The 13,248-nt window shown below is 70.1% G+C and carries 6 protein-coding genes and 1 pseudogene; 6 read left to right on the top strand and 1 reads right to left on the bottom strand.

Annotated elements, in window-relative coordinates; genetic code table 11:
• Nucleotides 1-438: 438 nt before the first annotated feature.
• Nucleotides 439-621, bottom strand: coding sequence for a hypothetical protein (locus HTZ82_RS26185; RefSeq protein ID WP_070201550.1), 183 nt, complete (start codon nt 619-621; stop codon nt 439-441).
• Between the two features lie 183 nt (nt 622-804).
• Here HTZ82_RS26185 and HTZ82_RS26180 point away from each other — a divergent pair, with 183 nt between their 5' ends.
• From HTZ82_RS26180 to HTZ82_RS26160, 6 genes and pseudogenes are all read left to right on the top strand, one after another.
• Entirely contained in the window at nt 805-3,774 is a 2,970-nt protein-coding gene (locus HTZ82_RS26180) for a hypothetical protein (RefSeq protein WP_175411409.1), read from the top strand.
• Nucleotides 3,775-4,081: 307 nt separating this feature from the next.
• Nucleotides 4,082-4,271: pseudogene (locus HTZ82_RS32515) on the top strand (DNA mismatch repair protein MutT); the annotation flags it as partial.
• 69 nt (nt 4,272-4,340) lie between these two features.
• Nucleotides 4,341-5,591, top strand: a complete 1,251-nt coding sequence (locus HTZ82_RS26175) for a helix-turn-helix transcriptional regulator (protein ID WP_302852264.1) — start codon at nt 4,341-4,343, stop codon at nt 5,589-5,591.
• A 127-nt stretch (nt 5,592-5,718) separates the two neighbouring features.
• Entirely contained in the window at nt 5,719-6,909 is a 1,191-nt protein-coding gene (locus tag HTZ82_RS26170) for a hypothetical protein (RefSeq protein WP_050487144.1), read from the top strand.
• Nucleotides 6,900-10,187 (top strand): hypothetical protein, encoded by a 3,288-nt coding sequence (locus tag HTZ82_RS26165; RefSeq protein ID WP_175411407.1) that lies wholly within the window; start codon nt 6,900-6,902, stop codon nt 10,185-10,187. The genes HTZ82_RS26170 and HTZ82_RS26165 overlap by 10 nt, the downstream gene beginning before the upstream one ends.
• A gap of 51 nt (nt 10,188-10,238) precedes the next feature.
• Nucleotides 10,239-13,043 carry an RNaseH domain-containing protein gene (locus HTZ82_RS26160; RefSeq protein ID WP_254712055.1) on the top strand — a complete coding sequence of 935 codons (2,805 nt, stop codon included), beginning with the start codon at nt 10,239-10,241 and terminating at the stop codon, nt 13,041-13,043.
• Nucleotides 13,044-13,248 lie beyond the last annotated feature (205 nt).

Below are 13,248 nucleotides of genomic sequence, written 5' to 3'. Positions count from 1 at the left end.
GTCGTCCTGCCTGGCGGCAGGACCGGGAAGAGGTGATGGCCCCTCCCCTGACGGGGAGGGAGGGGAAGAGTTGTCGGCACCCGAGCGCCTGGCGGCGCCGGTGATGTCATAACTCGGTGGTTGCACAGATATTGAGTTTGCCTGCGCTCCCCTGACGCGGAGCTGGAATGGGTGGTGTCCGGCTGTCGCCGGACTGAGTGAACGTCAGTTTCCTAGGGTGCTTTGTGTGTTGTGGTTCCGGGTGCGGCTGTTTCTCGATGGAGGGGAATAGCGCCTGGCGGCGCCATGTGGGTGTGGCATCGATGAGTGGCCCTTGTCGAGTCACCTGGGAGCTTCGTCTCTCCTCGCTGCCAGTAGCTAAAGGCTTGCTCGGCCCGAGGAAGGTGGTTCCTGGCCTCCGAGTGGCGAGGAACCACCTTCCTGAGCGGGGGCATTACTTCAGAGGCGGCGACGCGGCAGGCGGCCGAGCAGCACGGCCAGGGTTCTGAGAGCCGCCTGCCGGCGGCGGGCGGTCGGAGCGCATACGGCGGTCAGGGCAAGTCCGGCGACGGTGAGCGAGTGGGTGGCCAACAACGTCGTGATGAAGGGGCTGTTGAGCAGGGCGAGCAAGTGGTGGAACAAGGTTGGGGCCTCCTTGGGGTGGGATCCGCCTGTGCAGCGGAGTCCTTAGTGGCCCTATTGGCGCTCGTCCGGCGGGTTTCCGGCGATGTCCTGGATGGCGGTCGGAAGGCGTCTACGCTGGCCAGGGCCCCTGCGGCGGGTTTTCCGGTGCGTGGGTGGGCGGATGGTGCGGGGAGGGGTGCGGTGGAACAGGGCGCGGCTGTGCGGGTTTTCGCGGCCATGCTGAAGGCTCTGTACGAAAGGGCGGGTGCGCCCACCCTGTCGGCGCTGGTGCGTCAGGGCAGGCTGCAGCAGCCGCCCGTTGTGCTGAGTACGTCCTCGTTGAGTGATTGGCTGGCGGGCCGGTCTGTACCGTCTCGGCAGCCGGTGGTGCAGTTCCTGGTCGTCGGTCTCGCCCGGCAGGCTCGTCAGGCGGGCCGTGCGGGTGCTCCTGCAGGGTGGGCGAGGTTGTGGGAGGCGGCGGTTGAGGAACGGCGGCAGCGGCGTGGTGGCCGTCCCGGCCGTCGGGGGGCGGGCACTCCCGAGGAGCAGGTGCCTGTCCGTGGCCGGTTCGTGGCCGAGCTGCGGGATGAGGAGGCGTTCGGTGAGTGGGAGGTGCATCGGCCCGTCGATGTGACGGCGGCGGTGCCGGGAGTGCTGCCGCTGTATGTGCGGCGTGCCCACGATGAGGTTCTGCGCTCGGTGGTGGGACAGGCGGGTGGGGGCGCGAGCCGGATGGTGGTGCTGGTCGGTGAGTCGTCCTCGGGCAAGACGAGGGCGTGCTGGGAGGCGGTGGCCGAGCTGCCGGCCGGGTGGAGGCTGTGGCATCCGCTCGATCCGTCGCCCGCCCAGGCACTGGCGAACGCGCTGGCGGAGGGAATCGCTGGGCATACCGCGATCTGGCTGAATGAGCTGCAGTGGTACGTGGGCGAGCAGGCTGGGGCGTGCGCGGGGCAGGTAGCGGTTGGTCTGAGGGCGTTGTTGCAGGACAGCACGAGGGGGCCGGTCCTCGTCCTTGGGACGGTGTGGCCGGAGTTTTGGAATGTGCTGACCGCGCCGGCTGGCCCGGGCCGGAGTTCTGGGGATGCGCAGACCCGGGCGTTGTTCGAGGGTACGGGCGTGTATGTGCCGACTGCGTTCGAGGCGCAAGAGCTGCAGGATGCGCGGACCGTGGGTGGCCACGATGTGCGGCTGGCCGATGCTCTGGCCCACACCGTAGACGGGCGGATCGCCCAGTACCTGGCGGGGGCTCCGGCACTGCTTGAGCGTTACCGGATGGCGCCGCCCGCGGCCCGTGCGGTGATCCGGGCGGCCATGGACGCGAACAGGCTGGGCGGGGCGGGGCTGGTGGGTCGGGATTTTCTGCAGGCGGCAGCCGAGGGTTATCTCGGTGACGACGACTACGACGCGCTCGGTGAGCAGTGGCTTGAGGAGGCTCTCGCCTACACCCAGCAGCCGAGCAAGGGCGTACGCGGGCTGTTGAGCCGGGTACGGGCCCGTCAAGGCAGCGATGGCGGGGACAGGTGGCGGCTGTCCGATTACATGGACCACATCGGTCGCGTCGAGCGGCGGTATGCCGCTCCCCCGGCCTCATTCTGGCGTGCGGCGCGCGAGTATCTGCCCGAGCCGCACCTCGTACGGGCTGTGGGACAGGCAGCCGAGGCACGCTGGCGTGACGCCGAGGCCGTCGGCCTGTATCAGCGGGCGCTGGACCTGGGGGATGTGAAGGCGGGACAGGAACTGGTGTCGCTGTGGCAGGAGCGTCAGCGGGCCGAGGAAGCCCGTCGTGTGCAGGAGCAGACCGCGCTCGCCGGGGACGGCGAGGTCTTGGAGGAACTGCTGGAACAGATGCTGGAGCAGGAGCACTACCAGCAGGCCGAACAGCTGGTGCGGGAGGCCGCCGGGCGTGGCCATCCCACGGCCCAGCTCCACCTGGCCCGCGCGCTGGTACTGGACGGAAAGGCCGAGGATGCGGAGCGCTGGTATGCCGAGGTCGCCCAGTGCAGCGATCCGGACATCCTGCGCGCCTACGCCGACGACCTGCGTGAGCGCGGGGACCTGGATGGTGCCCGGGCAGCATTGCGGGCGGCGGGTGACCGCCGCGCGATGGGCGAACTGGCCGCCCTGGCGGAGGGAACGGTCGAGGTGGAGCAGGCGGCCCGGGAGGCCTTCACTGCGGGCGAAGCCACCCCGCTGAAGACCCTCGCCGAACAGGCCGAGGCCGAAGGGCGTGCCGCTGACGCGGCGAGGCTGTACGGGGATGCAATCGAGGTCTTCGAACGCCGGCGCCGCCAGCGGGAGGAGGGCATGGATTTCATCAACTTCGAAGCAGGCCCTCGCTCCCTGCTCGATTACGTCAACCCGGCGGTGCTGCCCATGCCGCCCGGGGAGACCTGGGCGCTGCGCCAGCTGGTGGCTCTGCTGGACGCCACGCAGGGCGCGGCGGCGGGCGACGACGCGCTCGGGGAGGTTACCCGGGCCGGGAATGCCTGGGCGCTGGAGCGGCTGCTGCGGCGGCTGCGTGAGCGCAATCAGGAGCAGGAGGCACAGGCCCTGCTGGACCGGGAGGTGGGGCAGGGCACCCCATGGGCGCTGTGGGTGCAGGCCTACCGCGCGGTGCACGACGAGCAGGTGACGGACGACGTCCGCCGCACGCTGCTGGAGCGTGCGGCGCAGGCACGTGTGGGCCAGGCGGTGAAGATGCTGATGGAGCGGGCCGAACAGACTGGTCGGGCCGGTGAAGCCGACCAGTGGGCGCTGCACGCCGCCGCCCGCGGCTACACCACGCCGCTGTGGGAGCTGGTGCGCAGCCGCGAGGAGGGCGGGCAGTGGGAGGAGGCCGAGCAGCTCGCCTGGAGGGCACCGGCCGGCCAGCGGTCCTGGGCCTTGCGTCGTCTGGCGCGGGAACGGACCGGGGAGCACGCCACGGCTTTGCTGCGACACGCCTGTGACGAGGCCCTGGCATGGGCGCCGGGGCTGCTCGCTGAACGCCTCGAGGCAGCGGGCGAGTTCGCGCAGGCCGAGCAGCTCGCACGCACGGCCGCCGACGCCGGGGACCGGCAGGCGCTGGAAGAACTCGCCGTGCAGCGCAAGGACGACGACCCCGACCGGCAGTGGCTGGCGCTGCTGGCGAACGGGCTGACAGCCGAGGGGACTCCCGCCGCCCCGTGGTGACCGTTCTCGCGACATCGGAAACGGCGAGCCCATGGCGGCGAAGACGTCAGTGCCCGCCTCGCAGAGCCCGGCAGCCAGGGCTTAGCCGAAAGCCGGCCAGGACCGCGGCGGAACTGGGACGGCAGCCAGCACGCAAAGAGTGCGCCGCCCGCCGCCGGAAGGTGAACCCCGCAGCCTGCGCGTCGGGATAGCCGTCGCGCGTGGCCTTCAGCTCGCAGATGGGGTGCTGTGCATGCTGTCCTGGTGTGCTGCAGTGGTGCATGGTCTGAGTCGGCCCCACCATCCGACCGATGAAGGGACACAAGCCGTGGCTCAGCGGACTACAGACGACCAGCCCTAAGCCCTGCCCCCCCGCCCTCGCATCCATGACCCTGCTGGTCGCCGCCGTCATCGTCCACGACAAAGCCACGGGTCGCGTCGTGATCCTTCAGCGCAGCCAGAACGCCAAGTTCGCCCAGGGCATGTGGGACCTTCCTGTCGGCAAGAGCGAACCTGGCCACTCGGACGGGCGGTTGCTGCGCCTGCGCGACTCCCATTATAGACTTCAGGAAGTCTATAATGGCGCCATGCCTCGACGGATCGAACCGTTCGCTGCGGGTTCGCTCGTACTGTTGAGAAGGAAGGCTGGCATGACGCAAGCTCAGCTGGGCGCGGTGATCGGGGTGTCGGCCCGGCAGATCGCTTCGTACGAACAGGGTGCTCACGCCCCTTCACCGCGTCGGCTGCGCCTGATGGCCCAGGCGCTGAGGACGTCTGCGCACGAGCTGGCGGGGGTTCCTGCAGGTGAGGAGTCGCTGGCCGACCTGCGGCGGTTTGCGGGACTGGACCGGGTGGATGTGGTTGCCCTGCTGGACGCGGCGCTGCCCGACGAACTGGGCAGGGTGACGGAGTGGAAGCTGCAGGCGATGGAGAACGGCCGTGCGGTGACGGCCTGGTTGTCGCAGGAGGCGCTGCAGGAGATCATCCCGGCTCTGGCGAAGATCTACCGTGTGCCGGTGCGGACGGTACGCCGCAGTTGGTTCAGGTCGTTTCCGGAGCAGGGGTACCTGCTGCGGGCACCGCGGACGGCAGACCGTGAGCAGGGACAGCGGCGTGCCGGCTCCCGCACATGGGAAGAGCTCACGCGACGTCAGCGCGCCTATCTGGTCGCGTGCTTCCGGGAGGATCAGCAGGCTGAGAAGCGAGCCGCGGGGAGCCGGGCAGCAGGGCATGCCCCGGGACGGGCGGCGCAGTGGCGTCGGATCCCCTTCACGGTGAGGGCCGATCCGGCGTTCACCGGCTACACCCGCATCCAGGAGCGGCTGCGGGCGGAGGGCTGGCACGATGCCGGCGCCGGCGCGACGCTGCACGCGCTGGCGCGGCGAGATCTGCTGCGGGTGAGCGAGGACGAGGTGGAGGTGTTTCCGCTCGGGTTCGTGCCACGCGTCGTGGTCGAGATGACCCGTGCGGGGCGAGCCTGCGTGCGGGCAGGCCTGAAGGAACGCCCCGCCGGCCGCGCCCCGGGGGATCTGCTGTCGCAGTGGCTGTGGACTGTTCTGGTCAAAGTGGCCGAGGCAGGCGAGGCGGGGCTGGCGGAGGACGCCCTGTGGGGGCGGGCCAAGTTCTATCTCGGTACCGGCTACCGTCCCGGCGGCGCACTGAGCCGCGGATTCATCGACTGCCTGCCCGACGAAGGCGACGGGCACCAGGAGCGGGTGTATCGGTGGGTGGTCACCGCAGCCGGCTGGGATCACATCCGTCACCATGCGGCGGATTACCGGGAGTTGTACCCGGGGATTGCCGCCGATACGGCCGTGGAGCGTGTTTCGGAAAACTGAATTCGAACCATTGTGCGAATTCATGTGCGGGGGCGGCCGATTGTCAGTGCCGCCCTTTATGGTGCGTGCCGTGGATTTAGCGAACTCTCCGGCGGAGGCCGGGCTTTCCGATGCGGCCGTGCGTCACATGGTGATGGCGGCGGCCGCGATGGCCGCCAAGGCGCTCACCGACACCGAACAGCCTGCCGAGGGACGGCTGGGCACGCTGCTGGACGCCTACGGGCGCGTCCAGGCGGCCCGGGGCCCGGCAGCACCCTTGCCCTTCAGCCGGTTCCGCAGACTGCTGCAGGGAGACCTGGCCCGGCTGCTGCCTGCCTCCGTGCCGGCGGAGGAGATGGACGGAGTCCGCCTGATCGACCCGGACGGCGACTTCGACGAGGACTTCTTCGACCTGGAGATCGAGCAGCGGGTGGTCCTGCGCGCGCTGGCGAAGACCACGCACGGCGGGCGGCCGGCCAGCACCCGGAACCTGGAGGCCGAGATGGACCAGGACCGGGTCTTCACCGCGCTGCGCAAGCGCATGGACCAGGACGCCTACGTGCACGGGCGCTCCAGCCTGATCCGCATGCCAGCGGGCTCCGATGCGCAGCTGCGGCGGCTGAATCTGCCCAGCAGCGTCGCGGAGTTCTATCGGCCCGTCTCCTTCGATGCGACGTGGGACCGGTGGTGGTTCGCCTGCCCGGTCTGCCACTGGCCGATGAAGGTCACTGTGCACGGCACCCGGGCCGGGACCAGGACGGGCAGTGTGCGCTGCTTCCATCGCCCGCATGCGGCCTGGGGAGCCGCGTACTCCTTCAGGCTCCCGGATGCCGGGCGGGCTCCCCTGCTGCATCCGCTGTCCCGGCCGGCTGCGCCGTCGGGTGCGCAGGCGGTGCTGTTCCCGGATCTGACCGGGCAGGTACCCGAGCCGGTGCCCGTGGAGGGGCACAAGGCGCTGGCTCGGGGGGTGTGGCGCTGGACGACCGTGCCCGGCCTCGTCGAGGTCGCCCTCTTCGACGCACTCAGCGAACGGGGCCTGTCGGTGGCGTTGTGGCCGGAGCTGGATGCCTACGACCTGCAGGTCGCCGCCGGGCAGGGTGCGGGGCGGACGGAGTTCCGCATCGACGTCAAGGACTACACCTCCGCCCTGTTGCTGGCGAAGAAGATCCAGGCGGACGGCGGGGACCGGGGCGGCGCCGAGTGGCTGGTGGTGCCCGACTACCGCGAATCCAGCCTGGACCTGGTGGGGACCGTGGCGGGCGAGTTCGGGCTGAAGACCGCGACGGCGAGCGGCATCGGTGAACTGATCTGCAAGAAGGCGGGGGCGGCATGGCAGTGACCAAGGCCAGGCGCCTGTCCAAGACGGCCGGGGCGGTCGGGGCCGCGCTGGCCCTGGCAGCCCACTACTTCCCGCGCCAAGAGGAGGCAGGCGGCACGGCCATCGCTTCGTTCCGGGACGCGGCGTTCCTGCTCAGCGGCCAGCTCGACAAGTGGGCGCGGTGGCGGGACCTGCCGCACGACGAGAAGCAGCGCATCGGCGCGGTGGTGGCGCTCGCTCCGCAGGAACTGGCCTCTGCCACCGTGTTCGCCGCCCGCGCGCGGGAGTTGCTGGACTTCGCGCACGGCGAGCCGGCCGCGTTGCCCTTCAGGTCCGCGGATCCCGCCGTGGGGCGGGCCGAGGCGGCTGTTCCGCTGGTGGGCGGGGGTTTACTGGAGTATGTCGACCGGATTCGTCAGCGGCTGCGCCGCGATCACCCCCGCAGCCGCCCGGACGAGCCGGCCGGGCCGGGCATCTGGCTGCCGCGCACGCAGTACGCGGCCGGCTCCGGGCTCATCCAGGGGCGCACCGTCATCCCTGTCTTCGCCGACGGCGGCGAAGAGGAGGCGGCGGCCCGGGCGGAGCTGCCCGAGGTGCGCACGGTGCCCTACCAGGAGGAGATTGCCCTGCCGGCCGGGGAGCTGCTCGAGCTGGCCCGTCTGATCGACGGGCGCTACCCGGCCGCGGACCGGTACGTGCACGCGGTCCTGGAGAACCTTTTTGCGCAGTTGCAGACCACGGATGCGGTACCTGCGCAGGAGCTGATCCGGCTGGGGGCGGGGCCGATGGGCATCCTCAACGCACCCACCGGGACCGGCAAGAGTGTCCTGGTGCGCGTGGCCGCCTCCTGGTATGCAGTCAACGGCCTGACGGTCACCCTCGTGCTGCCGACGGTCGAGGCCACGCTGTCCGCGGCCTGGGACATCAGCCAGGATCTTGAGCAGCTGGGCCGTACGGAGACCTGCACGCCGCTGATGTCACCCTCGCGGTTGCACGAGCGGGCGATGAAGGCCGCCGCCCGCATCGAGGGCAGTCTGCTGGAGCAGTCGGACAAGACCCTGTGGAAGCTGGACCAGCTGTCCTACGGCTGCGCGCTCAGCCATCACACCCAGTCCAGCCATCCGTACCCGCCCGGCCAGGAGCCGTGCCGCGGGCTGTCCCCACTGCCGCCAGCGACCGACCGGGCCGCGTGCCCGTGGACGGCCACCTGCGGCAAGTATGCCCAGCACCGGCAGGCGTGCACCGCCTCGGTGGTGGTGACCAATCACCACAACTTCATGACCGGTCGCTTTCCGCTGGGCATCCGGCTGGACGGGCGGGCCGTCGCCGATGTGTCGGTGGCAGAGTTCGTGCTGCGCCGTTCGCACACCGTCATGATCGATGAGGTCGACCAGTTCCAGTCGACCGCCCTGGACTTGTGCTCCAGCGAGCTCGTCCTGGATTCGCGGCGCCAGCCGACCGTGCCCTTGCGGGAGTTGGACGAGGACAAGGCGAAACTTCCGCCCGACGCGGTCAAGGCCTTGTGCCCGACCATCAGCCACGCCCGCTATCTGTCGGAATTCCTGCTGGCCAGCGTCTGCGAAGACCTGCTGCACCTGCGCCACTACGAAGGCCACGGGCCCTCCCGTGAGCGGCCCGGCGTCAACAGCACCGGCTGGCACCTGGCCGGCAGCCGGGACCGGCGTCTGATCACGTTGCTCTTTCCCGACGAGGGCATCACCAGCGAGCAGGAGATCCCCGACCACCTCTTCGACCAGCTCAAAGCCCTGCGCCCGGCTCCGCCCACATCCGACGACACCGACGAGGCGGCCGGGGATGCCAGCCTGCCGCCACATCTGGAAGCGGTGCGGCGGCTGCTGGGCGACCTGCTGGCGCCCCGCGGGGAGGACCTGCTGGCCTCCGTCCAGCTGGAACTGAATGAAGTGCTGCTTGACGTCGTCAAGGATCCGCACGACCGCGGCGAGGCCGTCGAGCTGCTGATCGTGCGGATGTGGCTGGCCGAGCTCGATGACACCCTTGGCCTGCTGCGCAACAAGACCGGTCAGCTGCGCTCGCTGGGGATGCGCTCGGCCCGCATACTCGCCCAGCGTCTGGAGACCGGGGTGGCCGCCCACATCCTGCCCTACGGCATGCTCGGCAAGGCGATCACCGGCTACCGGGTCACCGGCCTGGACAATCCCCACAAGAACGCTGAGCTGACCGCGCAGAGCATCAGCGGCGACCCCCACACCTACACCGCTCAGCTGGGCAGCATCGTCTCCCTCGCCCTGGCCGGTGTGGAACGGCCGGTGCTGGGCCTGTCGGCCACCGCCTACTTCCCTCAGGCCGTGCGGGAGCACGTCCACGCGGACGTGAAGTGGTGGATGACCGATGCCGCGCCCGACAGCATCCGCGCCAAGCGCCGCATGATCACCGACTCGGTCACCCAGCGGGCCATCCAGATCTCCGGCATCCCCCAGCAGCACAAACGCGAAGCGCTGATCAAACTCGGTGACCGTCTCTACGACACGGTGATCCACGACGAGCTCGCCCGCATCGCGCGCACCGACCCCGACCGCGCGCACGCGGCGGTGGTCGTCAACTCCTACGAGCACTGCCGCCATCTCGCGCTCGGCATCCACTCCGCGGGCCAGTACACCGGCGGCCTGTGTGTCGCCGTGCCGGCCGACCGGCACTGGCGGGCCAAGCTGCCGCCTCTGCCACCCGGCATCACAGAGCTGACCCCGGACGAATTCGAGGACTTCCCCCGCCGGGGGAAGATCCTTGTCGTGCCGATGGCGCGGATCGCCCGCGGCCTGAACATCGTCATCGGCACCAAGTCGGCCATCACGCCGGTCTATCTGTGCACCCGGCCGCTGGCCCTGCTGACCGATCCGGCGGAGATGTACGCCAGTGTCAACGCCGCCGGGATCGGCTCCCTGCCCTCCATGCCCACCGCCGAGCCGGTAGGGGATCTCAGGGAGGCCAGGGCCGCTGCCTGGGCCCGCATGGGCATGATCATGCGGTCCGCGCCCGGGTTCATCAGCACCGCCCACGTCCTGCAGGAAGAGATCGTCGCCGGCATGGTCGTCGACATGATCCAGCTCGCCGGGCGCGCCCGCCGCGGCGGCACCGACATGACGCTCCACCTCGTCGACTACGCCTTCCACGAGGACTCCTGGCAGTCCGACCTCGCCGGCATCCTGCGCCGCATGCACCAGCGCTGGCCGGCTGATGTGCGCCGGCAGATGAACGCCATCTACCGCGAAGCCCTCGCCGCGTTCCTCGCCTACGCCGGCATCGAACCGGACGACACCTGACCCCGCCCCGCCCAGCCGCATTCACTTCAGAAAGGAAGGCCTTCTCCGCTCATGCCTGCACCCACCACCCGCGCCTGCCTGGACGTGCTCGCCTACCGCTGCACCCCCACGCTGCTGGACGGGGCCACCGTCCACCTGCGCCAGTTCCCCACCAGCGTCACCTCCCTGTGGACCCTGCTGGACCGCCAGTACAAGGACATCGTCAAACGGGAGGAGGCACAGGCCCCGCACTCCGTGCTCACCGGCGCCCTGCGCTGCTTAACCGGCGGCTACGTCTTCTTCGACCCCAAACAGGGGCTGCTGGCCACCCGCCGCCCGCTCGACGACGACACCCTGCGCGACGCGTTCACCCTCCTGCACAGTCTCGTCCTGGGCCACCACCCCGACGACATCGACCTCAACCGGCCCACCCCGCTGGCCGAACGCGTCGCCGAAACCATGCCGCAGGAACGGCTGCTGGCCGACTACCTCATCACCCCGGACGGCCCGCAGACGCCGGACTCCTCCACCGCCGGCCGGCAGCCGGACGCGGCCAACTGGGTCTACAGCACCGTCGCCTGGCACCTGGCCCACCGCCTCGCCCAGCGCACCTGGAGGGTGGACGGCCAGGACATCGCCCTGAGACCGGACAGCAGCGGCGGCCTGATCGCCTGGCAGCAGCCCTGGTCCAACAAGGCCGGAACCGCGCACGCGCTGGCCCGGGTGCGGCTGGCTCTGAAGACCCTGCCCAATGTCGCCGACCCGATCCTCGTGGTCTCCTCCCAGGCCACCCGCATCAGCCGCACAATGGCCTACGCGCGCACCGTGCTGGCCGAACAGGCCGAGACCGCCCTGCCGATCGTCGAGGTCGAAATGGCTGGACGCGGCCGCGTCCGCCGCATCCACCGCATGTCCCTGCAGACCCTGGCCCGCCTCGGCATGGACCACTCCGTCCTGCACAACATCCAGCAGCGTGTCGAGGCCGAGCAGAACGCCGATGCCCGGGGCGACAACGAATCCCAGGATGAAGCCGAGGCCGGAACAGTGGGACTCGGCCCCATCCGCCCCGTCCAGGGCAAGACCTTCTCCTTCCCCGTCGGCCGCGGCGTCGGCATGCACCACCTGCGCGAACTCGACCGCCACATCGGACAGATCCTCGCCCCTACCCCCCTGACCGTCGTCCAGGACTCCCGCGCCCGCGGCTTCAAGCAGCTGCCCCAGGCCGAACTGTCCGTGCAGCCGGGCGACATCATCCGCTCTCTAGACGCCATGAATTACCAGCACCTGAGGCTGGTGTGCCTGTGGTACCGGGACGAGATGCGCCAGCGCATGATCCATGGCCTCGCCAGCGTCTTCGGCCTCGACCCGCAGACCATCGATCCCGCCGAGGGCATTCCCGTGCCCCTGGACGCAGGCCGCGTCAGCGCCGTCTTCCACTGCGTCCCCGACTTCCTCGTCCACGGCCCCACGGCCGGACAGGAAACCGCCGTCGCACACATCCCCTCGCTCAAGAAGGAGCCGGCCACCCTCGTCGGTGTCTGGGCGGAGACCGAATTCGACGCCGCAGCCGAGGAAGAGGACGCCATGCCGCCGGCCGACCGTGCGGGCACGGCGTCCGGGCCCGGCCCGGACGAGGACGCCAAGCACCAGGCACGGCGCACCCTGGCGCGACTCGGGTTCGTCTCCCAGTTCACCGCCGACCGCAAGGAAGCCAAGCGCAAGAAGCCGAACGGGAAACAGACCGACCACCAGGTGATCCTGTCGCTGCTGGATCTGTGCCGCAGCCTGGGCATCATCGACCGCCGCATCGACCAGGTCATGGTCGATGCCATCGGCCCCCACGCGGCCGACCAGGTCGCGCACTGCGGAATCCACGTGCGCCGCCAAAGCCGCCAGGGCAAGGACCGCACCGCCAAGATCTGCGTGACTGCCAGCGTCCTGAAGCCCCCCACCACTCCCGGCGGAGCCTGGACCCTGCACGGCTGGAGCTACACCCACCGCCGCTGGGAGCTCTACCACCAGGCGCAGGCCGCCTTCCACGCGAACGCCTACCCCGTCGGCAAGATGACCGACTTCGACGACGACAACCGCGGCCTCAAGACGGTGGCCCAGCACATCGACCAGGCTCTGGCCGACCTCTGCGACTACCTCGGCGGCATCCCCTACACCGTCACCGTCGACGGCGTGGCCACCCGCCGCCTGTGGCTGGGCCTGCACAACCGCCGACAGGGCCAGCCGCCCACACGCAACAGCACCTGGCTGCCCGCCAGTACCCTTCCCGCCCGTGAACGCCCGCTGGCCGTGGTGCGCATCAACAAGGACATGGACGAGCTGCCGCGTCCGATCAGGGTGAGCCACCGCAGTGTCGACGGCACCGTGGCCCGCACCAACAAGGTCACCAACCTGCTATACCAGGTCACGCCCGACTTCGGCTCCCCCACCTGGCTGCTGGCCACCGTCCCGCCCCAGTTCGACGGCGCCGGAGCCGGCCGCCTCGGCGAAGCCATCACCCGCTGGAGCGCCAGCCACGGCTCCAGCGACGCCGAGAACCGGCGCAAGAACGAAGTCCGCCCCAACTGGTACAGCATGACCGCCACCGAGATCTACCCCATCATCACCACCCCCGCCAGCAGCATGAACCAGAACACTGCCCCGGTTGAACCCCAGTCCCTCGCGCTGGCCGCAGCCCGCCTCTGCCACCAGCCCCTCGCCTGGGCCAACCGCACCCGCTACCCCGTCCCCCTCCACGCCGCACAACAAATGGACCTCGACCACCCCCAGTACCGGCGCAGCGCGTTGGCCGACGACCAGGACACCGAGGCCGTCGGCGACAGCGTCGTGGCTGGCAACAGCAATCCCGCCGACAAGCAACTCTGAAGCAACCGCAGCACGGCGCCCGGGCCAGCGGCTTGTGCTACCGCTGGCCCGGGCGCCTACCGGGCAGTGAGGAAGCAACATGGGCCACTACGCCCGTACGCCCCAGTCCGGCTTAGAGGTCCTAACAGAAGTTGTTGATCAAGTAACCATCGGCTTGTCTGCTCGTTGGTTGGGTCGTGGGGCAACGTCAGTCGCGGCCGTGGAT

The organism is Streptomyces sp. TRM64462 (assembly GCF_013362995.1).
Taxonomy (GTDB): Bacteria; Actinomycetota; Actinomycetes; order Streptomycetales; family Streptomycetaceae; genus Streptomyces.
The sequence above is the reverse complement of the archived record's forward strand: the minus strand, read 5'-3'. Positions and strand labels throughout refer to the sequence as shown.

Bases quoted from the DNA above. Each gene is read 5' to 3' on its own strand.
- HTZ82_RS26175 (WP_302852264.1), top strand. From the start codon at position 4,341: ATGCCTCGACGGATCGAACCGTTCGCTGCGGGTTCGCTCGTACTGTTG.
- HTZ82_RS26170 (WP_050487144.1), top strand. From the start codon at position 5,719: ATGGTGATGGCGGCGGCCGCGATGGCCGCCAAGGCGCTCACCGACACC.
- HTZ82_RS26165 (WP_175411407.1), top strand. From the start codon at position 6,900: ATGGCAGTGACCAAGGCCAGGCGCCTGTCCAAGACGGCCGGGGCGGTC.
- HTZ82_RS26160 (WP_254712055.1), top strand. From the start codon at position 10,239: ATGCCTGCACCCACCACCCGCGCCTGCCTGGACGTGCTCGCCTACCGC.